Raw genomic sequence first — 24863 nt, 5'->3', positions numbered from 1 at the left:
AACCGATTATGTCTGGCCCCGCTGTATATGACTCACGGCAAGAGGGCCGCCACTGCAGTCAAATCTGAAGTCCAGCCTCTCTCTAGAGAGAAGAGGCTGGGATTCTCGAAACTCCGACTGTCGTGCCCTACCGACAAAAGTGCTTCTCGACTCCCAGGCGGATCTAAATCAGCAATAGCCAGCATATGCCTATTCCCATTGCCTAGACGATCGCATTCGACACCGTGACCACCGGCGGCATAACTGCGCAGTTCATGAACTCATTCAACTTTTTTCTGCCTAACTCCATCATTATCGAACTATCTGACTGAAAAGGAGTTAACCATGAGACAGGGCCTTGCACGGGTACTCAGGGAGAATCGCTCTATCCTGCTATTCCTGACACTGATGTTGCTTTTTCGCAGTGCCTGCGCCGACTGGAACCATGTACCCACCGGTTCCATGAAGCCCACCATACTGGAAGGCGATTATATCCTTGTCGATAAAATGGCCTACGATATCCGAGTTCCCTTCACCCATATCTCGCTGGCGCGGCTCGGTGAGCCGGAACACGGCGATATCGTGGTATTCGATTCCGAAGCCAGCGGCAATCGGCTCGTAAAGCGGGTTGTGGGTATTCCCGGGGATGCGGTGGAGCTGCGCAACAACAGGCTGATCATCAATGGCCAACCCCTGTCATATACGCTCGCCAGCGAGTCCCCCCTCTTCCGGGAGGTTCGCGAAGACCTGCTCGGTGTGGAGCACTTGGTGCGGTTGCACAAGCGCGGCTCGGCAATGTCCAGCTTTTCCCCGGTCCGTGTTCCGCAAGACTATTACCTCGCCCTGGGCGACAATCGCGACAACAGTGCCGACTCCCGTGTAATCGGCCTTGTCCCCAGAAAAGAGATAGTCGGACGGGCCCACAAGGTAGTGCTATCCCTCGATTACGATAACCACTATCTCCCGAGGCGGGATCGTTTTCTCCAGCAATTGCTGTAAATGACGGACTAAACACTCAGGCGAGAGACCGTTGAAGAAACGCCGATAGCCACCCCGCTTACCACTGCGACTGCAACGGGTCTCTCTCCTGGTTGCCCCGGCCAATTCAGCCTCCGGCACCATTCGACAGCTTCTGCCAGCCCCTCCCAGGGGAAGGGCAAAACCTCTCTCACCGCCGAAAATATAACCACCGCGTGACAATGGATCGGTGATTCTATTTGACCTTCAATGCCGGCACCCTGAGAATCCCATCGCCAACAGGCACAACGCAGCTCCCGACAACATGATATCCACAAGGAACGGTCCGTTCATGGCTAATATCCCCAACACCGTAGAAGTCCTGGAAAAACTCCGCTGGAACGCCCACCTGTGCAAACACAGCCACTTTCGCGCCTCCATGAGGGGGCGCAATATGCATGTGCTTTGCGGTGTGCCGATTGTGGTGATCAACCTGTTCCTGGGCTCGCTGTTTTTTTCGTTGATCAACGCCGAGCTGCCGGACTGGACCAAGTGGACCGGCGCCGGGCTGGCACTGATCACCGCCCTGCTCGGCGGTGTGCAGACGTTTTTCAATTTCAAGAAGAACTACGAAGGTCACCGCGAGATGGGCAACGAGTATCTGGCCATCGCCCGCGAGTGCGAGCGACTGATCGCCCTCTACTTCGACGGCATCCTCGATCTGAACCATCTATCGCGCAAGATCGAGGAGCTAAACGAGCGATATAGCAATATCAATCAGCGCGCCGAGGAATATATCGTCGCCGACCAGGTCTATCGCCGCGCATTGCAGGTACAGCAGAAAAAGGCCCAACTCGAACCGTCGCTGGTACAGCAGATACGTCAAAAACCCGAGGAACTGAGGGCTGAACCTGTGGCAAACGCCCTGACCTGATTCCACGAAAAGTTACAGGCGACTGCGTTGTGAAGATTTACTCCGGGCCAATCCGGACGGCCCTCAGGTAACAAGCTCGATTCTGCCCCCGGTCAGGTGATACATACTACCGACTATTTTTATCTTGCCCTCTTTTTCCAGATCCGCTAACAGCCGGCTTTTGCGCCGGATTTCATCCACGGCGAGCCGGGCATTGGTGGCCGCCACCGCATCTACGAATCCGGCATTTTTACCACTGCGCTCGCCGTCATATCTGGTAGATTCTACGGCGGGCTTGATGACTTCCAGTAGGCCGGTGAGATGTCCGAGTTCCACATTGTCGATCGCGCCCCGAATCGCGCCGCAGGCGGTGTGACCCATGACTAGGATCAGCTTTGCCCCCGCCAGGGCGCAGCCGAATTCCAGGCTGCCGACAATATCGTCGGTGCAAATATTGCCCGCGATGCGGGCGTTGAAGGTTTCCCCCAGTCCCGCGTCCAGGATAATTTCCGCCGGAGTCCGCGAGTCCATACAACTCAGGATGGCCGCCGCCGGATACTGCCCGGCAGCGCTTGCCCTTTTCTGGGCCAGGTAGTCGTGCTGGAGCATTTTTCCTTCGCGAAACCGCTTGTTGCCCTTCATCAGGAGTTCCAGCACTTGGTCCGGCGTCATCCTGTCGCGTTCTTCCTTGGTCAGTGCCGCGGCATAGGTGATCCCGGGAAAGGAAGCCAGCCCGCCGACCGCCAGTCCCAGTGCGCCCGCGCCAAAGGTGCCCTTTAGCAAGCCTCTGCGGCTGATCCGGGACCAATCGCCGCTCCCTGCCCAATCGGTTTTGTTGTGCATAGTCTGCCTCCAAAGATCATATGGCAAACCAAGTCTAGTCCGGATATTTGGGTTCGGTTCACGAAGGGTATGCGGAGCTGGATCTCCGCGGTCCCGGGGGTCAGTCTGGTACCGGTACTTTTTTGTTGATCTCGTGGGCGACATCCGGATCGGCGCCGAAGCGGTGGTAGCGGTTGAGACTGTCGATCGCCTTAATTTCCTCTTCGCTCAGCTCGAAGTCGTAGAGGAGAAAATTTTTCCGGATGTGATCCAGGCTTTCCGCTTTTGGGATTGCGATGCGGTGCTGTTGGATATTCCACTTGAGAATAATCTGCCCCGCGGTCACGCCGTGCTTCTGTGCCATTTGGATAATCACCGGGTCCACGATGGGTTTTTCCGTGGCCGGCACGCCGCTCCAGCTGCCGGAGCCCAGCGGGGACCAGCAGACAACGGCGAGCTTGTGGAACTGGCAGTAGTCCACCATTTCCCGCTGGGTGAGATAGGGGTGCAGCTCTATCTGGTTACAGGTGGGCCTGACGCGGGCGAAAGTGGCGATCTGCTCGATATCGGACTTGCGGAAATTCGACAGGCCGAGTGCCCGCACTTTCTTCTCGTCGTACAGTTCCTCCATCGCCTCCCAGGTTTCCCGGGTATAGGGCGGCACCGGCCAGTGGATCAGGTACAGGTCCAGGTAATCCAGCTGCAGCCGCTCCAGGCTGCGCTCGAAGGCGGCCGCCGTACCGCGGCCCTGCTCCGTGTCCCACACCTTGCTGGTAATAAACAGCTCCTGGCGCGGAAGTCCGGAATCCCTGATGGCCCGGCCGAGGGCGCGCTCGTTGCCGTAGACGGCGGCGGTATCAAAGTGTCGATAGCCGATGGACATCGCCTTGAGGATGGTGTCGGTGACGTAGCTGTTGTCCTCCTGCCATTCGTCGATGGCGGCGGTGCCGAAACCCAATTGTGGAATTTCGACACCATTGTTCAGCGTTATTGTGGTCATATCGAATCCCGTTTTACGGATCTGCATGGAGCCTGGCGCCAGAGTCGGCGCCGTCGTCAAAGGTAATTGTGAAAGTCAGTGTAGGGCAGCGCCGGGGACAGCGGTAGGCATCCGAGCCGATAGACGCCATGGGATCGGAGAGAGGAACATGCGAGCCTGTGGCCCGCGGGCGGAGCTGGAGCCTTCAGCCCAATAACTGGAGCCTTCAACGCCAATAAACAGTTCCGCGCTCCCGGGGATTACAGTAGCTGACGGTGGTTTTCGGCAATTTGTCGGACAAAACTTTCCTTCACCCCAGCTCTTTCGGCAAATTCCGGCCAACGCGCCACCGCGGCGGCGACTTCCTCAATAATGTCCCGCGGTTTCTTGATACTGATGGACTCAGCCACTGCAACCAGATCCTCCAGGGTGAACTGATCGCGCTTGCCGTTGATGCTCATCTGGTGCTGGTTGGTCCAGCGGCCGCCGGGGTTATGCGCGTAGGTGAGGTCGAAGGCCGGGGACAGGGACCACTCGCCTCCGCGGTCCATCAGGAAAGCAATATTTTTGGTGTGGTCGTCCTGGTTGCGCGCCAGCACGTTGAATACCAGGCGCCGGTACTGCTGGATGGCTTCACTCTTGGGCAGGCCCAGTTCACGCATGACCGCAAAGGCCTGCTCGTAGGAATGGGCGCCGGCCTGATTGAAGTCCAGGTGGGCGATACCGCACAGGGAGAGCATATGCAGCTTGTCCCCATCCACACGGTCAAAGCGCCGGGTCATAAAGTGGGCGCGGCCGTTTTCCTCCAGCAGGCGGGATTCCATCATCCCAACCCCGGCGGCCTGAGCCATTTGATAGTAGGCGTATTCGATGCGGCCGAAACCCTGGGATTCGCCCAGCTCGATATCGTCCACGCCGTCGAATTTCAGCAGCCAGTAGTCGTAGCCCGCCGGTGCCGGCACCTGCCCCGAACGCACATCGCCGGCGGCGTTCATCGCGATCACCGCCTTGGCCCGGGCGCCGCCGGCACTGGTGCCCACGCGCAGGATATCCGCCAGGGCGCCGGCATTCCCGCTGTCGTCCGCGCCCAGGCGCGAGGCCAGGTGCTCCTGCCGGTGGGTGACGGACTGGGCCAGCTTCACCAGCTCGGCGATCTCCACCGGCGCCGACTCGCGAAAGCGGCCGTCCACCGCCGGCTCGAATTCCAGCGCTCCCATACCGCGGTGGCCGGTGTAGCAGAGCCGCTCGATGGGGCTGAAATCCCCCGGCGTGCGGCCCTGCCGCGCCAGCCAAGCGTCGATGATCGCGTTGCCGAATTTGTCCGGCAGGGAGTCCGCCAGCAAGCCCGGCAGCCCGCGATAGGTCTCCCTGCTCAGGCCGGGAAAGGAAAACAGCCGGCTGCCGCTGTAAATGGACATCACTACAGGGGACAGGTCCAGCCCGCGTTGCACGAACTCCGGGTCGTACTCAAATACGCCGTAGCCGTTCGGGTGCCAGGAAACTGCGCCCGCCCGGTCGCCCCAAAGTTTGACGGTTGCCGTTTCGATACGCTCTACCATGGGTTTACCAATCCGATTCAGGTTTCTTTTTACCGCGCGGTGCGACCTGGGAAGTACCGCTGGCGCGCTGTCTCGGCCTGCCCCGCCGCTCCGCCAGTTGCAGCGGGCTGATACCGGGGTCCGGCAGGAAGGACTCCAGCCCGTCCAACTGCCCGAGTTCCCGCAGCACCGCCACCAGGCTGTCCAGCCGCCCGCGACCGGACTCCAGCCCCTTGATGGTGGATACGGAGAGGCCGGCCCGCTCCGCCAGCTGCTCCTGGGTGATATCCCGCCGCAGGCGGTGCCCACGCAGGCGCTCGCCCAGGGTTTGCAGGATTTGGCGGTCGGATTTGCCGTGAAAACTCATAAAAGACTTAAAAGCATCTACTGATACCAGAATCTTAGCATAAAAGTTGCTTTTAGGACTATTAAATAAATAGCTGCAAATTCAACTATAAAAAAGGTTTATCTTTATCTATAGATGCTTTTTCAACCATTAAAAACTTAAACCTCCGCCTACATAGCCCCCTTCCTTCAAACAGAGCGCGGGAAGGCAGTAGAGACATCAGGGACGGGGCCCGCTGCCGGGGGTTCTTTACGGGACACGCTGTGAGTACGTCCCTATAGGCTTGTCCGCGAGGCCCCTCTCGCAAACAAAACGGCAGGACTGTCGTTTTGGATGCCGAAGGCACCCGAAGGGCGAGCGGTTCGGCGCTCCGAGCCATGAATGGCCCGAGTCACAGCCCCGCAAAGCCCCTCCCGGCATCAGGCCCTTCGCATCAAGCTCACGGCTTAACTTAGTGCCATTCACACCAGCCTCTTGTCACACTACAGCCGATACTACTGGCACATTCCGCAAAGCACCCGGCACCCCATCGCATTTTTCCAGCGCAACGCCCCGCCGGCCATGCAGCACCTATCCTGTTGCGATACTATTTTGCCCGCACCAAATAAAAACCACAGAGCGAGCCGTATGGCGAACCAGCTCCAAACACTGCTCGAACTCTGGCATCCCCACAAAACTACCCGCAAATGGGTGCTGGGCACCGTCTACAAAACTTCCGGCCCTTGCTACCGCAAGGCCGGCGCCATGATGCTGTTCGACGACCTGGGCAGGCACTACGGCCTGCTCAGCGGCGGCTGCCTGGAAGCGGATATCCAGCGGCACGCACAGCGGGTGCTCGGGTCCGGCCTATCGAAAACACTCTGCTACGACGGCAGCGACGAAGACGACCTGTCTTTTCAACTGGGTATCGGCTGCGGCGGCACAGTGCATATTCTGTTGCAGCCGCTGTTCGCGGAAAACCAGTATCTGCAGCTTGAGCAATTGCACAGTCACCTGCTCCGGCGCCAGCCCTGCCACTACCGGCAAAAAATTCCCACAGCCGGTGAAACTGTGGCGCAAATTTCTTTTTCATGGGCAATCAATTTCACATCCAGAGCGGAATTGCTCCACCTCGACGACGGCGACTGGCTGCAGACTCCGGTCGCTCCCTTGCCGCACATACTGCTGATGGGAGCCGGCACAGACGCGCGCCCGATGGCACAGCTGTTTCTCACCCAGGGCTGGCAGGTGAGCCTGTGCGATCCCCGCCCCGCCAATGGCCGAACGGCCTATTTTCCCGGGTGCAACAGTTACCACTGTCATCCCGACGAGCTATCCACTCAACTGGACTTACAACAGGTCGATGCCGCCGTCGTGATGAATCACAATCTCGAACTGGATGCGGCGGCTCTGCGGGCAATGTATTTGCAACCGCTGAAATACCTGGGCCTGCTAGGCCCAATTAGCCGCCGGGACAGGGTACTGCAGTTGGCCGGGCTGACCCTGGAGCAGCTGAACGCATCGCTGCCCGTGCCGTTGCGCGCCCCCATCGGCCTGAACCTGGGCGGCGAACTGCCGGAGAGTATCGCACTGGCAACCTGCGCGGAGGTGCACGCGGTGTTGCACGGCGCCGATGGGCGTACGCTGAGCCCCGGCCCCAAATTAACCATAAAAACAGACGCGCCGGCGTAGCCATGGCAAGACCCCAGCCGATTATTCTCGCCGCCGGTGCCTCGAGCCGCTTCGGCCACTGCAAGCTGCTATTGGAACACCGGGGCAAGACACTGTTGCAACACTGTGTCGATACACTGGCGCCGCTGGGTCTCTCGGCGCCGCTGATTGTGACCGGCGCCTGGCACCGGCAACTTGTCGATGCCCACCCGCAGCTGGACCTGCGCGAAAACCGCGACTGGCAGTCGGGCATGGGCGCTTCGCTCGCCTTCGCTATTCGGCAACTGCCGGCGAGCTGTGATGCAGCCCTGGTTTTACTGGCGGACCAGGTGGCGATCGACAGCACGGATATCCGGCGCCTGCTGGAGTGCTGGACAGAATATAAAGCCATCGTTTGCAGTTTCTACGCCGATCGCAGGGGCGTGCCGGCCGTTTTTCCCAGGGAGTATTTTCCGCAGCTGGCGAAGTTGAACAGCGACCGCGGCGCGCGCGACCTGCTGCGCTCGGAACAGTACGCTATCACCCAAGTGCCGGTACCCAACGGCGCCATCGACATCGACACACAACAGGATTGGAAGGCCTGGAGATTGTGCCGAGGGTCGCGATGATCGCGCCGGGATCTGTGCGCTCAGTGCATTTTTGCGGCGTACATACGTGCTCATTGCACGTATTAGCCGCAAAAATGCACTGAGCGTGCAGAGATCAAGCGAGGGCGCGACCATCGGTACAATATCCAGGCCACACTACGGAGAAAGCCCATGCAAATAACAGTCAACGGCTCTGCCCATAAGGTTGAAGTGGAAGAGGATATGCCACTGCTCTGGGTACTCAGGGACGAGCTCAAGCTCACCGGCACCAAGTTCGGTTGCGGTGGCGGCTTCTGCGGCGCCTGCACCATACACCTGGACGGCCAGCCGGTGCGCGCCTGCCTGACCCCGGTCAGCTTCGCCGAGGGCAAACAGATCACTACCGTCGAGGGGCTTTCCATATACGGAGACCACCCGCTGCAACTGGCCTGGATCGAACACAACGTGCCCCAGTGCGGCTACTGCCAGAGCGGCCAGCTGATGTCCGCCGCCGCGCTGCTGCAACAGACCCCCAACCCCGACGACAAACAGATAGACCAGGCCATGACCGGCAACCTCTGTCGCTGCGGCACCTATCCGCGTATCAAGTCCGCGATCAGCGCCGCGGCCAAAATGAAAGCCGCGGCCAAAATAAAAAGAGCCGCCGCCAAGGAGGGGAACGCTGATGCCTGACACCACAGTAAAAAATATCCACCGGCGCCAGTTTCTCAAACTCACCGGGCTCAGCGCCGGCGGCCTGGTGCTCGGCGCCAACCTGCCCGGCTGGCAACCCGCTTGGGCCGCGGGGCTGGAGAAAAACAGCGAGCTGAACTTGTTCGTCAGTATCGACAGCGACGATACCGTATCGGTTGTCTGCCACCGCTCGGAAATGGGCCAGGGTATCCGCACCGGCCTGTCGCAGATAGTCGCCGACGAACTGGAAGCGGACTGGCAAAAAGTCAACGTGGTCCAGGGGCTGGGCGACAAGCGCTACGGCGACCAGAATACCGACGGCTCGCGCAGCGTACGCCGCTTCTACGACACCATGCGCCGCATGGGTGCCAGCGCCCGCACCATGCTGGAAAGGGCCGCGGCACAGCGATGGGAGGTGCCCGCCGGCGAGTGCCGGGCGGAAAATCACTTCATCGTCCACACCCCCAGCGGTCGACGCCTGAGTTTCGGCGAACTGGCCGAGGCCGCCGCCGGACAGCCGGTGCCGGAAGAAAAAGATCTCCGCTTGAAGGACAGCGGCCAGTTCAAATATATCGGCAAACCGGTGAACACTGTCGATACCCCGGATATGGTGGTGGGCCGGGCGCAGTTCGGCCAGGATGTGGCAGTGGACGATATGCTGATCGCCAGTATCGAGCGCGCACCGGTACTGGGCGGGAAAATAATAAAGCTCGACGACAGCGCCGCGCGCAAGGTCAAAGGGGTGGTGGCGGTCGAGCAGCTGGATGGCGGCGCCGAGCCACCGCTGTTCAAGCCGCTGAGCGGCGTGGCGGTGCTGGCGTACAATACCTGGACGGCACAAAAAGGACGCAAACTGCTGGATATTACCTGGAGCGAAACCGGCCACAGCCAGCACGACAGCGACGCCTACCTGAAAGAACTGAAACAGGCGGTACAGGAACCGGGCAAGACCATCATCAATCACGGCGACGTGGACACCGCGCTGGCGGGTGCCAGCCGCAGCCACAGCGCCACCTATACCGTGCCCTACTTGGCCCACGCCGCCATGGAACCGCTTGCCGCCACTGCACAGGTCAGCGAAGGCGCTTGCGAAGTCTGGGCCTGCGTGCAGGACCCGCAGTCGGTGCAGCAGAACGTGGCCAGTGCACTGGGATTGAAGCCGGAGCAGGTAAAAGTCAACGTTACCCTGCTCGGTGGCGCCTTCGGGCGCAAGTCCAAGCCGGATTTTGTCGTCGAGGCAGCATTGCTGGCGAGAAAAATACAGCGGCCGGTAAAAGTGGTGTGGAGCCGCGAGGACGATATGCGCCACGACTACTACCACGCGGCCAGCGCGGCGCACTTCCAAGCCGGCTTCAACGGCGATGGCAAGGTAGAAAGCTGGCTGCAGCGCACCGCCTTCCCCTCCATCAGCGGCACTTTCCAGGCCGGCGTCGACCGCCCCTCCAATTCGGAACTGCGTCTGGGCCTAGCCGATATGCCCTTCGCCATTCCCAACCGCAGGACCGAGACCCAGCGCGCCGATTACCACACCCGTATCGGCTGGTTGAGGTCCGTCTCCAATATCCAGAATGCCTTCGGCGTGTGCAGCTTCGCCGATGAACTGGCCTATTCAGTCGGCCGGCGCCCGGACGAATTCCTGCTGGAACTTATAGGCTCGGACCGGCATATCAACCCCAGCCAGGGGGACTACAAGTACGACAACTACGGCGAGGACCTGAAAAAGTTTCCCGTGGATACCGCGCGCCTGAAACAGGTATTGCGGCGCGTGGCGGCGAAAGCGGATCTGAATATGCGCGGGGATCACGAAAAAAACGCCGGTGAAGGCTGGGGCATCGCCGTGCACCGCAGTTTCCTGTCCTATGTGGGCATCGCCAGCAAAGTGCAGGTGCGCGACGGCCAGCTCAAGATCCTGGAAATGCACTGCGCCGCCGATGTGGGCCTGGTGGTCAACCCGGACCGGGTGCGCTCGCAGATGGAAGGGGCGATGATTTTCGGCATGAGCCTGGCGTTGATGGGCGAGATAAAAATGCAGAACGGCGCGGTGGTGAACAGCAACTTCCACGACTACCCGCTGCTCCGTATGCACCAGTGCCCGCCGCTATCGGTCGAGCTGATCGCCTCCGAAGAGCCTCCCGCGGGCGTCGGCGAACCGGGCGTGCCGCCGGTGGCCCCGAGCATTACCAACGCGATTTTTGCCGCAAGCGGGCAACGGATTAGCGAGCTGCCGATTAACAAACACCTGAAGATCGGTTAACTTGCCGCACTCAATGATCGACCCGGCGCTGTCTATTGCCGGGTCGGCGCCTCCCGTTGTCTGTGAGTTTTCAGCTTTATGGATTTATCCAGTAAATGGATTATCGGCCTGCTGTTCGGCCTCTGCGCAACTGCCAGTACCGCCAACTACCAACCTTTGCCCGAAACCTGCGACGGCCTGCCCAAACTTCCAATCGGCACCGCGCCCGGCACCTGCCTGGGCCTTATGGTCAGCGCGGAAAGCGGCGCCGCCTTTATCAAACCCCGTAAGGCTCTCGAAATTCCAGACGGCAACCGGATTCTGGTTACGGATATGGGCGGCTGGGGTGCCGGCAAGGGGATTCTGTGGCTGCTGGAATTTGAAGACAACCGCTACCGCAACCTGCGCAAAGCCAGCAGGCTCGCCACCGGCCTGAACCTGCCCCACGACATCAAATCCGGCCCGGGAGGTTATTTCTACCTGGGCGAGGCCGACAGGATCGTGCGTTTTCGAATTGCGGGAGACCAGATAACTGCGCAGGAAACGGTGATCGAAGGACTGCCGTTTGCACCCGGTAAGCACCTGCATCCCCTGACCAGCTTCGTATTCCTGCCCGACAACGATCTGCTGGTAAATGCCGGCTCGAAAAGCGACGATTGCGGACTCACCAGAGACCGCCCACAGTGCAATGAAATCGATTCCGTCGGTCTCAGGCGCTACCACTACCTGAGCGAAGAGCAGCGCTGGGACGGCAATTTCGAGCTCTACGCCAGCGGGCTGCGCAATTCCATGGCGCTGGTGGTGCACTCGAGCGGCACCATTTTACAGGCGGAAAACAGCACCGACCGGAAAGATGCCGAGGAGCCGTACGAGGAAATCAATATTATTCGCGAGGGCGGCTTCTACGGCTGGCCCTATTGCTTCAACCGCAAACTGGATACCGGCTTTATTCCCGACGGCTGCTCGCAGGCCGACTATATCGAGCCCTACAGCCTGATGCCGCCCCACGTGGCGCCGCTGGACATGCTCTATTACAGCGGCGATCGACTACCCATTCCCAAGGGCAGCCTGCTGATGAGCTGGCATGGATACCGGGTTATCGGCCACCGGCTGGTCAGCTATCCGACCACCGCGGAGGGTCTCCCAATTTTGGATAAAAATCCTGTTTTCAACCGCGACCCTATTCCGCCGGCCCGGGATTTCACCCGGCATATCTTTTCCCCAAAAGGGGGCTCCGCGGGAGACGCGCAGCACAGGGAGATTGTCAGCCACTGGAACCCGGTCCAGGGACTGAGACCGGAAGGCGCGCCGGTGGGTCTGCTGCAGCTGAAGGACGGCTCCCTGCTCATCGTCGACGACAAAAACAAGGCGCTGCTGCGCCTTTCCAACGGTGAGGCCTATCGGGAGCACGGGCGGAAATACCAAACCGCGGATATCGACGGTATCCGTTTTGAAGGCGGCACCAGGCGCCTGCTGCTGGAGCACTGCTCCGGTTGCCACACGGAGCTGAGCGGCAATCCCGGCGAGCTGCTGAACCGGCAGAACGGCTGGCTGCGGGAGGAGGACGGCAGGACCCTGCTCGAACACCGGCTCACGGCCCCCTCCGGATTTATGCCGCCCACGGGGCGGCTGGCGGAGAGCGAGATAGGAACCATCCTGCAGGCGCTGTAGCCGGTTGTTGAAAAATAACGGTCCAACCCCCCGTTGCTGTCCAATTTACACAAGTCTCCACTGGAAAAGAGGAATAAGCTGTCGGGATAATGGAATCACTCCCGCCCCCTCCGGACAAGAGGTGAATATGGAAGTTCTATCGCCCCGCAACACCGGTGCCACACTGGTAGCGAATATTATCGACAGGGGTTCCATCAGCGCCCAGCAGTTGACCGTTATCGCCCTCTGCCTGCTCTGCAATATGCTCGACGGTTTCGATATCACCGCCATGGCCGTGGCGGTAAACGCGATCGGCGGGGAGATGTCGCTAAGGGAGGACAAGCTGGGGCTGCTATTCAGTTTTGCCCTGGCGGGGATGATGCTGGGAGCCATGTTCCTGGCGTCGGTTTCCGACGTGATCGGGCGCCGTAAGGTGATGATCGCCAGTATGGCGGCGATCGGTATCAGCGTATTGCTGACCGGCTATGCCGACAACCTGTGGCAGCTGATAGGGCTGCGTTTCCTCAGCGGGCTGGGCGCCGGGAGCCATGCTGGCGAGCCAGGCCGCTCTGGCCTCCGAGTACAGTTCGGTAAAATTCCGGGCCCTGTCGGTGGCCGCGGTAACCGCCGGCTATCCACTGGGTGCCATGGCCACCGGACTGGTAGCCGGCCAGCTGCTGCCTGAGTACGGATGGCGAAGTCTCTTTGTGCTCGGCGGTACCATTACCCTGGCGATGGCACTGTTCGTTTACTGGCTGATCCCGGAATCCCTGCAGTTCCTGCTTGAAAAGCGCCCGCATGGGGCGCTGGTACAGATAAATAAAATCCTGCTTCGACTCGGGCGCGAACCTCTCAAGAAACTTCCCCGGATAAATGCCGAACACTGCGACGGGAGCAGCGGTGTCTTTGCCAATATGCTGGCACTGTTGAATCCCGTCAATCGCCGCACGACTCTGAACCTCTGGCTCACCTTTTTTGTGTGCTTTTGCACTCTCTATTTTCTGATGAGTTGGATTCCCAAACTGGTGGTCAACGCCGGCCTGCCGGAACAGACCGGCAACTACGCTTTTTCCCTGTTCAACATGGGCGGCGTACTGGGAATTTTTTTACTGGGGAGTTTGGCCACTCGCTGGAAACTGACCGGCCTGGTGAGCTTCTTTCTAGTCTCCGCCGCCACAGGCATGATCATTTTTGCCTTGGCGCCCAGGGACGAAAGCCTGCTGCTGGTATTGATCTTTTTGATCGGGCTGATGCAACAGGGCGGTTTTTGCGGGCTCTATGCCGTGGCGGCCAAGGTCTACCCCACAGGGATACGCAGTACCGGCGTCGGCTGGGCGGTCGGCCTGGGGCGGTTTGGCGCGGTGATCGGACCGGCGGTTGCCGGGGTGACCATCGCCTCCGGGGTCAGTATGGCGGGGAATTTCTATCTCTTTGCAGTGCCGATGTTGCTGGGCGGAGTCCTCGCCTACAGGTTGCAGGTCGAATAGCCCGGCCGGGACAAATTTTCCTCCTCCCGAAAATTATTTCGGCGGCAGAGAACCGGCAAACTCCACCCCGCGATTGACCCATTCGTCCAGGGCCGCGGCAATCGCATCCTCTTCCACATATACCATGCCTTTAAGCGGCCGGCCGGTGAAGTCCATCGGCCTGGTGTAGCGCTGCTCCAGGGCATCCTGGTAGTTGTCCGGACCCACGCGCACCATCAGTTCCTCACCCACTACGCCGCAGGCCATATTGCCGTTCAACATAAACGCCAGGCCGCCGAACATCTGCTTTTCCGTGAGGCCGTCGTTTCTCTGCAACAGTTCGCGCACTTTTTCTGCCAGGGTTTTGTTGTAAGCCATCGCAATCTCCTTGACTGGTTCTTGTTGGATACGAAATGACCGGGAATGGATACATGCAGCGCTTCAATGCTGTCACTGCAGCCGATGGGAAACGGTTGGATAGGCTAGAAATAGGTAGTAAAACCTGCACCATACGCAAAAAATTATTTTGAATAACTTTTTAAGTGTAGCAGGAAATATGGGAATTGCCGGTTGGGTAGAGCGGTGCAGTCTTCGACGGTTAAATTTGGCAAGCCCGATCGCGGCCAGCGGCCGCTCCTACAGCGACGCAGATGCTTTTGTAGGAGCGGCGGGGCGGCCATCCGCCGCTGGCCGCGATCGGGTTTGGCTCATTGCGGCCCATTGCGGAGCTGGAGCTCCGCGGTCCCGGGGCCGCTCCTGGAAGGTTCGATTTAGTCCACAAAAACCCGCGCATTGCGGAACAGGCGCATCCAGCCGGAATCCTCTTCCCAATCGTCCGGGTGCCAGCTGTTGCTGACCGCGCGGGCGACCCGCTCCGGGTGCGGCATCATGATGGTGACGCGGCCGTCTTCGGAGCACAGCGAGGTGATGCCGTTGACCGAACCGTTGGGATTGGCCGGATAGGTTTCGGTAATCTCGCGATTATTGTTCAGGTAGCGCATGGCGATGGTGCCGGACTCCTCGCAGGTTTCCAACGCCTCCCGATCGGCAAATTCCACCCGGCCTTCCCCGTGGGCAACCGCCACCGGCATGTAAGAGCCGGCCATACCCTTGAACAGCATCGAGGGTGTCTCCTCGATGCCCACCAGCGCGAAGCGCGCCTCGTACTGTTCGGACAGGTTGCGCACAAACCGCGGCCAGTGATCGGCGCCGGGAATCAGCTCCTTGATTACCGAGAACATCTGGCAACCGTTGCACACCCCCAGGCTGAAGGTGTCTCCGCGTTCGAAGAACGCCTGGAACTGGTCCCGCGCGCGGGGGTTGAACAGGATGGTCTTGGCCCAGCCCTCGCCGGCGCCGAGCACGTCGCCGTAGGAGAAGCCTCCGCAGCCCACCAGCCCCTTGAAGTCGTCCAGGGCCACGCGGCCGGCGAGGATATCGCTCATATGCACGTCCACCGCGGCGAAGCCGGCGCGGTGGAAGGCGTGGGCCATCTCCACCTGGCTGTTGACCCCCTGCTCCCGCAGTATCGCCACCTTGGGCCGGGCGCCCTTGCTGATGTAAGGGGCGCTGACGTCCTCGTTGAGGTCGTAGGTCAGGTTCACCGACAGGCCCGGATCTTCCTTGGCAATGGCGGCGAATTCCTGCGCCGCGCAATCGGCGTTGTCGCGCAGCGCCTGGATGCGGTAGCTGGTCTCGGACCAGATCTGCTGCAGCTCAGCGCGGGAGCGGCCGAAGATCTGCACACCTTCGCGGGTGATGCACAGGTGCTCGTTGTCGTTCAGAAAGCCGATCTGGTGCGCGGGTACACCGACAGAACCGAAGCGCTGCACCAGCATCTCCGCGTCGCAGGCGGGCACCTGCAGTACCGCGCCCAGCTCCTCGCTGAACAGCGCGGCGATCGGGTCCTCGCCCAATTCGTAGAGTTCCACATCCATACCCACGCGGCCGGCGAACATCATCTCCGCCAGGGCGACGAAGAGGCCGCCATCGGAGCGGTCGTGGTAAGCGATAATCTGGTCTTCCCGCAGAGCCTCCTGCACCACTTCGAAAAAGCCCTTGAGCAGCCTGGCGTCGTCCAGGTCCGCGGGCTCACTGCCCAGTTGGTTGTACACCTGTGCCAGGCTGGAGCCGCCGAGGCGGTTTTTGCCGGCGCCCAGGTCCACCAGAATGAGTTCGCTTTCCCCTTTCCTGGTACGGCGCAGCTGCGGCGTGGCGGTTCTGCGCACGTCGGTAACCGGCGCGAAGGCGGAGATGATCAGGGACAGAGGCGCGGTGACCGCCTTGTCCTCGCCGCCGTCGTTCCAAGCGGTACGCATGGACATGGAGTCCTTGCCCACCGGAATGGTAATGCCCAATTTCGGGCAGAGTTCCATACCGACCGCCTCCACGGTGCGGTAGAGCTTTTCCTCTTCGCCCGGGTGGCCGGCGGCACACATCCAGTTGGCCGACAGTTTGATATCGGACAGCTGCCCGATCGGGGTACAGGCGATATTGGTGATCGCCTCGCCCACCGCCAGGCGGCCGGAGGCCGGCGCATCCAGCAGCGCCACCGGGGTGCGCTCGCCCATGGCCATGGCCTCGCCGGCGTAGCTGTCGTAGGCCACGGTGGTCACCGCGCAGTCCGCCACCGGTACCTGCCAGGGGCCCACCATTTGGTCGCGGGAAACCATGCCGGTTACGGTGCGGTCGCCGATGGTGATCAGGAAGCTCTTGCTGGCCACCGCCGGCAGGCGCAGCACCCGCTCGACGGCCTCGTTCAGGTCGATGTCTTTGGTCGCAAACTCAGTGGTCTCCACCGCGCGCTTGTCCGCGGTACGGTGCATACGCGGCGGCTTGCCGAACAGCACTGACATGGGCAGGTCCACCGGTTTGGCGTCAAATTCCTTATCATTCAGCCGCAGGTGCTTTTCTTCCGTGGCCTCTCCCACCACCGCGAAGGGGCAGCGCTCCCGCTCGCAGATCTTCTCGAAGCGCGGAAGGCTCTCAGGCATCACCGCCAGCACGTAGCGCTCCTGGGATTCGTTACACCAGATCTCCAGCGGGCTCATGCCCGGCTCGTCGCAGGGCACGTTTCTGATTTCAAAGTTGCCGCCGGTGCCGCCGTCTTTCACCAGTTCCGGGAAGGCGTTGGACAGGCCGCCGGCGCCCACATCGTGGATAAAGGCGATGGGGTTTTTGTCCCCCAACTGCCAGCACTGGTCGATCACCTCCTGGCAGCGTCGCTCGATTTCCGGGTTCTGGCGCTGCACCGAGGCGAAATCCAGGTCCTCGGAGCTGGTGCCACTGGCCATACTGGAGGCGGCGCCGCCGCCGAGGCCGATCAGCATCGCCGGGCCGCCGAGCACCACCAGCTTGGCCCCGGGCTCGAACTCCGGTTTCTCGATATGCTCTTCGCGGATATTGCCGTAGCCGCCGGCAATCATGATCGGCTTGTGGTAGCCGCGGCGCTCGTCACCAAAATCCTCTTCGAAGGTACGGAAGTAGCCGCAGATGTTCGGGCGGCCGAACTCGTTGTTGAAAGCGGCGCCACCGATGGGGCCCTCGATCATGATGTCCAGCGCGGTGACGATACGCCCGGGCTTGCCGTAATCGTACTCCCAAGGCTGCTCGTAGCCGGGAATCTGCAGGTTGGAGACGGTGAATCCGGTCAGGCCCACCTTGGGCTTGGAACCGCGGCCCACGGCGCCCTCGTCGCGGATCTCGCCGCCGGCACCGGTACCCGCGCCGGGGAAAGGCGCGATCGCGGTCGGGTGATTGTGGGTCTCCACCTTCATCAGCAGATGGATCGGCTCCCGGCTGAAACCGTACTCGCGGGTTTCCGGGTCCGGGTAGAAGCGGCCCGCCTCGCTGCCCACCACCACCGCGGCGTTGTCCCCGTAGGCGGACAGCACATTGTCGCCGCCCTTCTGGTAGGTATTCTTGATCATACTGAACAGCGAGCGCTCCTGGTCCTCGCCGTCGATGGTCCAGGTGGCGTTGAATATCTTGTGGCGGCAATGCTCGGAGTTCGCCTGGGCGAACATCATCAGCTCCACGTCGGTGGGGTTGCGCTCCAGCTCCTGGAAGCTGGTGAGCAGGTAGTCGATCTCATCCTCCGCCAGCGCCAGGCCCAGGGTCACGTTGGCGTCTTCCAACCCTTCCCGGCCGCCGTCGAGCAGGTTGACACTGGTCAGCTGGCGCGGCTTTTCCTCGTGGAACAGCTGCCCGGCCGCGTCGAAATCCGTCAGCACCGTCTCCACCATGCGGTCGTGCAGCAGCACGGCCAACTCGGCCCGTTCAGCTTCTGTTAATTCGACGCCGCTAATGTAGTAGGCGATACCACGCTCCAGGCGGTGGATCTGCGTGAGGCCCGCATTGTGGGCAATATCAGTGGCCTTGGAGGACCAGGGCGAGATGGTGCCCGGGCGCGGTACCACTAAAAGCAGTTCGCCCTCGGGCTTGTGCTTTTCCTCGGTGGGGCCGTACTGCAGCAGCCGCTCCAGCAGCGCCTGCTCCTCCCCGCTCAGCTTTTTGCTGTCGGCGAAGTGGACGAACTCAGCGTAAACCTCACCGATCGCCGGTTGCAGGGCGCGCAGTTGGTTGAGCAGTTTTTGATGGCGGAATTTCGACAGTGCGGGAGCACCACGCAGAACTAGCATCGCGGGAGTTTGCCTCTTGTCTGAATTGGGGAAGCCGCGGCAGAAGATTGCACAGCGCCCCGGGGATTGGAGAGGGCGCAATTTTACAGAAGTCGGAGCGCAGAAGACAGACAACCATCCATCCGGATTGGCGCTCGATACCACAAACTTCTGCCGGCGAAGCCCTTTACTACAATTACAGCATTGCCGCAAGTTGGCAGATCACAAAGCAAAAAATGGCGATTGGGCAATTCGTCACCTTATGGGGTAAAATTGTCGGACTTTTGCCGGGCCCAACTCAGGATGAGCGCACCGGCAGTTGGCCCGCGACGCAGGCATAACAGCGAATATAAAAGCTAAGGGAGTAGAGGGACCGCCTTATGATCATGAAAAGCCGCATGTTGCGCTACAGCTGCCGCCTGGCGAAGGTCCTGGCGCTGGCCTGCTGTGCCCCCCTGCTGGTGGCCAGCAAGGCGCCGGACACGCTGGAGCGTATCAAGACCGCCGGCAAACTGGTCGTGCTCTCGCAAAACGGTCCCACCACCTACTACGAAGACGCCAGCGGCGCCCACACCGGTTTCGAGTATGGCATGCTGGAAGCCTTTGCCGACGAACTGGGCGTCAAATTGGTTATCCGCGATGTCCACGACCTGAACCAGATGTTCGCGCGCCTGGAAAACCCGGAAGAAGGCGCCCACCTTGCCGCCGCCGGCCTCACCGTCACTCCCGAGCGCCGCGAGCAGGTACGCTTCACCCCTTCCTATTTCGAGATCCGCCAACAGGTCATCTATCGCCTGGGTGAAGACCGCCCGCGCAAAGTAAGTGATCTGGAGGAGAAAAAAGTCGCAGTCATCGCCGGCAGTGCCCACGCCGAGGAGATGCGTAAACTGTCCCGGCGCTACCCGGGGCTGGTGTGGGAGGAAATCTCCGACGTCGACGCCATGGAGCTGGTGGAGATGGTCAACGAGGGCAAATTTCACTACGCAGTGGTGGATTCCAACGCCTACGCGGTGCACCGCGGCCTCTATCCCAACACGCATGTGGCCTTCAACCTCACCCAATTCCAGCCCGTTGCCTGGGCTTTCCCCAACCGTGACGACGACAGCCTCTACCACGCCGCGCGTCTGTTTATGCTGCGCGCGAACACCAACGGCCTGGTGGCGGAGCTGCGCGAACAGTTCTTCGGCCATGTGAGCAAGCTTAATCCCGGCGGCGCCCAGGCCTTCGCCAAGAGCAGCCGCAAGCGCCTGCCCCGCTGGCGCGAAACCATGCAGGAGGTCGCGGAGAAATACGACCTCGACTGGCACCTGCTGGCGGCACTCAGCTATCAGGAATCCCACTGGAACCCGCGCGCCAAATCCCCCACCGGTGTGCGCGGCCTGATGATGTTGACCCGCGACACCGCCCGCGAACTGGGCGTCAACCGCCTGGACCCGGCGGAGAGCATCGAGGGCGGCGCCCGCTACTTTATCAAGGTACGCGACAAGATCCCCGAGCGCATCCGCGAACCGGACCGCACCTGGATGGCCCTGGCCGCCTACAACGTGGGCTATGGCCACCTGGAGGACGCGCGGATTCTCACGGAAAAAATGGGCGGCAACCCGGACCGCTGGGCCGATGTGCGCGACCAACTGCCGCTGCTGGCCAAGCGCCAGTACTACAAGAACACCAAACACGGCTACGCCCGTGGCTGGGAGCCGGTGACCTATGTGCAGAATATCCGCCATTACCAGGCCCTACTGACCTGGAGCAGCCGCATCGAGGAACAGCGCATCGCCGCGGCCAATGACGAATCCGCGGAGGCACTGGCGGACAGCAATAGCCCGGTGGCCGAGACCGCCGGTGCCGTTCCGGCGCTTTGATGGCGCCCCCTACGAATATCCCCTATCCCTATCCCCTATCATCCCCTGTAGGAGCGGCCGTTGGCCGCGATCGGCCTGGGAAATAACCACCGCCGATCGCGGCCAGCGGCCGCTCCTACAAAGTGCTTTTCCAGCCTTCAGGCAAATAATCCAGGTCCGCCGGCTCATCGATATCCGCCAGCGTCTCCAGCCATTCGCAACGCATATCGCACTGCACCATCCGTTCCCGCGTCTGCCGGGCAACCACCTCCGTACTCCAGGAGATATCCTCAAACAGTGACGGCTCCACCCGGTTCAGGCCCAGTAGCGCGTAACCGCCGTCGCGGGTGGGGTAAATCACCGCATCGGACTTTTCCAGTGCGGACGCCGCCGTTTTCAGGTGTTCGGCGGTCAGCTGCGGGCAGTCAGTGCCCAGCAGCAACACCGACTCGCCGTTGCCGGCGGCGCGGTTTGCGGCGCGCAGCAGCCTCTTTCCCAGGTCGCCATCACCTTGGCTGGAAAGCGTCATATTTTCCGACAGGGAAAAATTTTTCCAGTATGCATCGTCACAATCGGGGGTGACACACAGCTCCACAGGGCCCAGTTGCGCGCGCGCACACAGATTCAGTGTATGCCGCAGCATTTTCCCGGCCAGCTGCGCCGCCCCTTCCGCACCCAGTTCCGGAATCAGGCGGGTCTTCGCCAGCCCCGGCAGCGGCGCCTTGGCGAAAATAATCAATCGCGGTTTATTCATAACGGCGCGCGAGAATTTCCGCGGGCACTCCGCGCCAATAGGCGAAGCGTAGCCGCCACATCAACAATACCGTGCGCAGCACACCGCGGGACTGCCAGCGGCGCCCGGAGGTGGAAACCGGAACGCCGATACAGGCGGGGCGGGAAATTTTCAACAGGCGCCGGCCCAACTCGATATCTTCCATTAATGGCTGTTCGGGAAAACCGCCGAGCTGTTCGAACTCCCGGCGGCGCACGAAGATGGCCTGGTCCCCGGTGGCGATGCCACTGAGCCGCGAGCGCCAGTTGATCAGCGTGGCGATCAACGGAAACCAGAAGCTGCGACCGGCAATACGCACATTGAACCGACCCCAGCAGTATTTTTCCGCGAGCGCGTCCTCGATCAGTTCCTGTGCGCTTGCCGGCAGCTGCGTATCGCCGTGCAGAAACAACAGTATTTCCCCGCGAGCCGCGGCGGCGCCACAATTCATCTGCAGCGCCCTGCCCCGCGACGATACCAGGACGCGCAAACCGGCATCGCGCGCCAGCTGCGCGGTGCCGTCCCCGCTGCCACCGTCCACCAGGATAACCTCGCAGTCGTGGCGCTGTTGCCACGGCTGCAGCTGCTCCGCCAGATCCGCGATCAGGTTTCGTTCGTTGAGCAATGGAACAACAATGCTCAGCCGCATCACCCCCGTCTCCAACGATGAAGGCGCTCAAGCCATTTCAGTATTTTTTCCGGCGCGTGGGCCCGCTTCCAGTTGCCGGCAACGAACTTATTGGCCTCAGCCATAGTGGGGTAGATATGGATAGTGCCGAGCAGCTTATTCAGGCCCAGGCCGTGCTTCATGGCCAATATGAATTCGGCGATCAGCTCGGCGGCGTTTTCGCCGACGATGGTTACGCCGAGAATTTTGTCCCGCCCGGGCACTGTGAGCACTTTTACAAAACCGCGGTCGGCGCCGTCGACAATGGCCCGGTCCAGGTCGTCCAGTCCGTAGCGGGTTACAGTAACGGGAATATTTTTATCTTTGGCGTCCTGTTCAATTAAGCCCACACTGGCCACTTCCGGGTCCACAAAAACCGCGCGGGGCACCAGCGAGTAGTCCACACGGAATTTCTTGATATCGCCAAACAAACCGTTGACCGCCGCGTACCAGGCTTGGTGCGCGGCCATATGGGTAAACTGATAGGGGCCCACCAGATCGCCGGCGACGAGAATATGGGGGTAGCGGGTGCGCAGGTAACCGTCGGTCGGCAGTTTGCCGTCGTCGACGATGCCCAGCTCCTCCAGCCCGTAGTTTTGTAATCGCGGCCTGCGCCCCAGGGCACAGAGCAGCTGGTCGAACTCTAGGGTTTCTTCGCCCGTCCCGTGGTCGAGACGCGCGCACCTTTTATTGCTCACCGCATCCAGTTCACAGGCGACGGCCTTGTGGCCGACCAGTACGCGAACGCCTTCCTCGCGCAGGCATCGTTCCACCACTTCGGAGGCTTCGCGGTCTTCCGGCGGCAACAGGCGCGGAGTCATTTCCACCAGGGTAACCTGAGAGCCCAGCCGCGCAAACGCCTGGGCCAGTTCGCAACCCACGGCGCCGCCACCGAGTACCAGCAGCCTTTGCGGAACTTCCTCCAGCCGGGAAAAGCTGTCCCACAGGGTTTCGCTGGTGACGTATCCCACCTCTTCCAACCCTGGCAGCGGCGGCACAAAGGGCTCGGCACCGGTGGCAAGGATAATGGCGCGGGCCGTCAGGGTCTGCTCGCCGCCTTCGTTCAAAGCAATGCTGACTGTCCAGGGGTCCACAAGCTGTGCGCGCCCCCGCAGCACTTCCACCCCGAGATCGGTGTAGCGCTCCACGCTGTCGTGAGGCTCAATGCGGGCGATCGACTCATGCACCCGCCGCATCACCGCGGGAAAATCGACGTTAGGTTCGACCGTCCGAAGCCCGAACTGGCCCGCCCGACGAATCTGCTGCGCCACCCGCGCACTCATGATCAGTGCTTTGCTGGGCACACAGCCGGTGTTCAGGCAGTCGCCGCCCATCTTGCCGGCCTCGATCAGGGTGACCTTAGCCTTTACCGCCGCGGCGATATAGGCGCTGACCAGCCCCGCTGCGCCGGCGCCGATCACGATCAGGTTGCGGTCGAATTTTCCCGGCTTTTTCATTAGTGACTGGCTCTGTAGCGCTTGATCCAGCTTAGTACCCACTTGGCCAGCAGTGGAAACAGGCCCAGCAGTACAAAGGACAATAGCAGCCCCGGCGACAATATACCGCCAACGCTTTTCACTTTGCCCAACTGGGTGCCCGCATTGACATAGACCACTGTGGCCGGCAGCATACCCAGCTGGCTGACCCAATAGAAAGTCCAGGTTTTGATGCGAGTCAGCCCCATCAGGATATTGATCAGGAAAAACGGAAATACCGGCACCAGGCGCAGCGCGAACAGGTAAAAGGCCCCATCCCGTTCCATACCGCTGTTCACCGTCCGCAGGCGCCGGGCAAAGCGGCTCTGCACCCAGTCGCGCAGCAGAAAGCGGGATACCAGGAAAGCCAGTGTAGCGCCGATACTGGACGCGAAAGAGACGATCAGTATTCCCCACCACAAGCCGAATAGCGCGCCGGCGGCGAGTGTCATGATCGCCGCTCCCGGCAGCGACAGGCCGACGACCAGAATATAAAACAACATGAACAACAGCCCCACCAGGATCGGAGAAGCCCGTCGCCACTGTTCAAATTCCTCCTGCCACGTTTTCAGCTTTTCCAGGGACAACCAGTGATGTAAATCAAAAAGGAAGAAGGCCAGCACCAGGGCAAGCAGAACAGCTATTAATAAAATTTTTTTGTTCATGCAAACTCAGCTATTGGTTGTAGGAGCCCGCTTGCAGACGAATGGCTACGGAGTTTCATTCTTGTTCGCCTGCAAGCAGCGTCCTACAGGGCTCCACCGCAGCTGCTGCCCTGCCCCGCGGTGCAGCCGAAGCAGTGATCGGCCACGCGGATCGGCGTATTGCGCATATTCTGCTGCAGCAAATTCCGCAGGTGTATGCGCCCGGGCACCTCGATGCCCAGCTGCTGGTTGAAATCACAGTCGTACAGGTTGCCCTGCCAATCCACGCTGACCAGGCTGCGGCACATAACGCCATCGAGGTTGTCTGCGCTGTAGTTATCTTTGAGCAGTTGCATATAGTCGGCAAACTGGCCCTTGGATACCAGGGTGGAACCAAAGCGTTTGATAGGCATATTGGCCAGGGCGAACAGCTGATTAAAAATGATGCCGAAGTGCGCGGACAACTCGCGGCGGTAATCCGCTTCCAGTGCCTTCTGGTCCGGTGGCAGGAAGGGTCCAAGGGGGTTGTACACCAGGTTGAGGAACAGTCCGCTGTCCGGCTTGCCATAACCCAGGGTATTGAGTTTTTGCAGCGCGGCGATGCTCTTGTCGAAAACGCCTTTGCCCCGCTGCCTGTCCACGTTGTCCAGCGAATAACACGGTAGCGAGGCCACCACTTCCACTTTGTTTTCTGCGAGAAATTCCGCCAGGTTTTCCTGGCCCGGTTCGAACAGGATGGTCAGGTTGCAGCGGTCCATCACATGTACGTCCAGTGCCCGCGCGGACTGCACCAGATCGCGGAACCCTTCATGCAGCTCCGGCGCGCCGCCGGTGATATCCAGGTTGGAAATTTTGCGGGTACGCAGTACTTCGGGAATCAGCGCCAGGTTCTCCTCGCTCATCATTTCCCTACGCGTAGGCCCGGCGTTGACATGGCAGTGCACGCAGGTCTGGTTGCAGCGGTAGCCGATATTGACCTGTAGCGTGTCGATTTTCTCGCGGCGGATCGGCGGGAAATCAGAAACTTCCAATAGCGGCAGGGTTTCGTGCATA

Annotated in this window: 21 protein-coding genes; 10 read left to right on the top strand and 11 right to left on the bottom strand. The window is 60.8% G+C overall.

Going from position 1 to position 24863, the window contains the following annotated elements; all coding sequences use genetic code 11:
- The first annotated feature begins 324 nt into the window (after positions 1 to 324).
- Together lepB and FHS09_RS01430 are read left to right on the top strand one after the other, a co-directional pair.
- Positions 325 to 978 (top strand): signal peptidase I, encoded by a 654-nt coding sequence (gene lepB, locus FHS09_RS01435; RefSeq protein WP_183455913.1) that lies wholly within the window; start codon positions 325 to 327, stop codon positions 976 to 978.
- A gap of 310 nt (positions 979 to 1288) precedes the next feature.
- The gene (locus tag FHS09_RS01430; RefSeq protein ID WP_183455910.1) at positions 1289 to 1870 is read left to right on the top strand and encodes an SLATT domain-containing protein; all 582 of its coding nucleotides are present in this window, start codon (positions 1289 to 1291) and stop codon (positions 1868 to 1870) included.
- A 63-nt stretch (positions 1871 to 1933) separates the two neighbouring features.
- Here FHS09_RS01430 and FHS09_RS01425 read toward each other — a convergent pair whose 3' ends face one another.
- The 4 genes from FHS09_RS01425 to FHS09_RS01410 form a co-directional block, all read right to left on the bottom strand.
- Positions 1934 to 2692 (bottom strand): carbonic anhydrase family protein, encoded by a 759-nt coding sequence (locus FHS09_RS01425; protein WP_183455908.1) that lies wholly within the window; start codon positions 2690 to 2692, stop codon positions 1934 to 1936.
- A 100-nt stretch (positions 2693 to 2792) separates the two neighbouring features.
- Entirely contained in the window at positions 2793 to 3671 is an 879-nt protein-coding gene (locus tag FHS09_RS01420) for an aldo/keto reductase (RefSeq protein ID WP_183455906.1), read from the bottom strand.
- 239 nt (positions 3672 to 3910) lie between these two features.
- Entirely contained in the window at positions 3911 to 5209 is a 1299-nt protein-coding gene (locus tag FHS09_RS01415; RefSeq protein ID WP_183455904.1) for a type II toxin-antitoxin system HipA family toxin, read from the bottom strand.
- 4 nt (positions 5210 to 5213) lie between these two features.
- Positions 5214 to 5555, bottom strand: coding sequence for a helix-turn-helix domain-containing protein (locus FHS09_RS01410; RefSeq protein ID WP_183455902.1), 342 nt, complete (start codon positions 5553 to 5555; stop codon positions 5214 to 5216).
- Between the two features lie 606 nt (positions 5556 to 6161).
- On the opposite strand from FHS09_RS01410, the gene FHS09_RS01405 reads away from it, so the two are divergent.
- The 7 genes from FHS09_RS01405 to FHS09_RS01380 all read left to right on the top strand — a co-directional run bounded on the left by FHS09_RS01405 (position 6162) and on the right by FHS09_RS01380 (position 13813).
- A complete protein-coding gene (locus FHS09_RS01405) occupies positions 6162 to 7205 on the top strand; it encodes an XdhC family protein (protein WP_183455900.1) in 1044 nt (347 codons plus the stop codon).
- A gap of 2 nt (positions 7206 to 7207) precedes the next feature.
- A complete protein-coding gene (locus FHS09_RS01400; protein WP_183455898.1) occupies positions 7208 to 7792 on the top strand; it encodes a nucleotidyltransferase family protein in 585 nt (194 codons plus the stop codon).
- A 150-nt stretch (positions 7793 to 7942) separates the two neighbouring features.
- Complete coding sequence (locus FHS09_RS01395; RefSeq protein WP_183455895.1) at positions 7943 to 8443, top strand: (2Fe-2S)-binding protein; 501 nt, start codon at positions 7943 to 7945, stop codon at positions 8441 to 8443.
- Positions 8436 to 10697, top strand: a complete 2262-nt coding sequence (locus FHS09_RS01390) for a xanthine dehydrogenase family protein molybdopterin-binding subunit (RefSeq protein ID WP_183455893.1) — start codon at positions 8436 to 8438, stop codon at positions 10695 to 10697. Before FHS09_RS01395 ends, FHS09_RS01390 begins: the two co-directional genes overlap by 8 nt.
- 78 nt (positions 10698 to 10775) lie before the next feature.
- Positions 10776 to 12347 (top strand): PQQ-dependent sugar dehydrogenase, encoded by a 1572-nt coding sequence (locus tag FHS09_RS01385; protein WP_183455891.1) that lies wholly within the window; start codon positions 10776 to 10778, stop codon positions 12345 to 12347.
- Positions 12348 to 12474: 127 nt separating this feature from the next.
- Positions 12475 to 13011, top strand: coding sequence for an MFS transporter (locus FHS09_RS22645; RefSeq protein WP_246394200.1), 537 nt, complete (start codon positions 12475 to 12477; stop codon positions 13009 to 13011).
- Positions 12896 to 13813: an MFS transporter gene (locus tag FHS09_RS01380; RefSeq protein ID WP_246394315.1), complete on the top strand. Its 918-nt coding sequence runs from the start codon at positions 12896 to 12898 to the stop codon at positions 13811 to 13813. The genes FHS09_RS22645 and FHS09_RS01380 overlap by 116 nt, the downstream gene beginning before the upstream one ends.
- 33 nt (positions 13814 to 13846) lie before the next feature.
- Here FHS09_RS01380 and FHS09_RS01375 read toward each other — a convergent pair whose 3' ends face one another.
- Positions 13847 to 14170 (bottom strand): TfoX/Sxy family protein, encoded by a 324-nt coding sequence (locus tag FHS09_RS01375; protein WP_183455887.1) that lies wholly within the window; start codon positions 14168 to 14170, stop codon positions 13847 to 13849.
- A gap of 392 nt (positions 14171 to 14562) precedes the next feature.
- Positions 14563 to 18432: a phosphoribosylformylglycinamidine synthase gene (gene purL / locus FHS09_RS01370; RefSeq protein ID WP_183455885.1), complete on the bottom strand. Its 3870-nt coding sequence runs from the start codon at positions 18430 to 18432 to the stop codon at positions 14563 to 14565.
- Positions 18433 to 18791: 359 nt separating this feature from the next.
- Between purL and mltF the strand changes: the two genes are divergently transcribed.
- Entirely contained in the window at positions 18792 to 20273 is a 1482-nt protein-coding gene (gene mltF, locus FHS09_RS01365; RefSeq protein ID WP_183455884.1) for a membrane-bound lytic murein transglycosylase MltF, read from the top strand.
- A gap of 115 nt (positions 20274 to 20388) precedes the next feature.
- On the opposite strand, the gene FHS09_RS01360 is transcribed toward mltF, so the two are convergent.
- The 5 genes from FHS09_RS01360 to arsS all read right to left on the bottom strand — a co-directional run bounded on the left by FHS09_RS01360 (position 20389) and on the right by arsS (position 24862).
- Positions 20389 to 21006 (bottom strand): TIGR04282 family arsenosugar biosynthesis glycosyltransferase, encoded by a 618-nt coding sequence (locus FHS09_RS01360; protein ID WP_183455882.1) that lies wholly within the window; start codon positions 21004 to 21006, stop codon positions 20389 to 20391.
- Entirely contained in the window at positions 20999 to 21673 is a 675-nt protein-coding gene (locus FHS09_RS01355; protein WP_183456114.1) for a TIGR04283 family arsenosugar biosynthesis glycosyltransferase, read from the bottom strand. The genes FHS09_RS01360 and FHS09_RS01355 overlap by 8 nt, the downstream gene beginning before the upstream one ends.
- On the bottom strand, positions 21673 to 23148 hold the full coding sequence (locus FHS09_RS01350) for a dihydrolipoyl dehydrogenase family protein (protein ID WP_281383027.1): 1476 nt from the start codon (positions 23146 to 23148) through the stop codon (positions 21673 to 21675). Before FHS09_RS01350 ends, FHS09_RS01355 begins: the two co-directional genes overlap by 1 nt.
- Entirely contained in the window at positions 23148 to 23831 is a 684-nt protein-coding gene (locus tag FHS09_RS23025; protein ID WP_281383026.1) for a TVP38/TMEM64 family protein, read from the bottom strand. The genes FHS09_RS01350 and FHS09_RS23025 overlap by 1 nt, the downstream gene beginning before the upstream one ends.
- An 83-nt stretch (positions 23832 to 23914) precedes the next feature.
- Positions 23915 to 24862, bottom strand: a complete 948-nt coding sequence (arsS, locus tag FHS09_RS01345) for an arsenosugar biosynthesis radical SAM (seleno)protein ArsS (protein ID WP_183455880.1) — start codon at positions 24860 to 24862, stop codon at positions 23915 to 23917.
- Position 24863: the final 1 nt, after the last annotated feature.

The organism is Microbulbifer rhizosphaerae (genome assembly GCF_014191725.1).
GTDB classification, from domain to species: Bacteria; Pseudomonadota; Gammaproteobacteria; order Pseudomonadales; family Cellvibrionaceae; genus Microbulbifer; species Microbulbifer rhizosphaerae.
The sequence above is the reverse complement of the archived record's forward strand: the minus strand, read 5'-3'. Positions and strand labels throughout refer to the sequence as shown.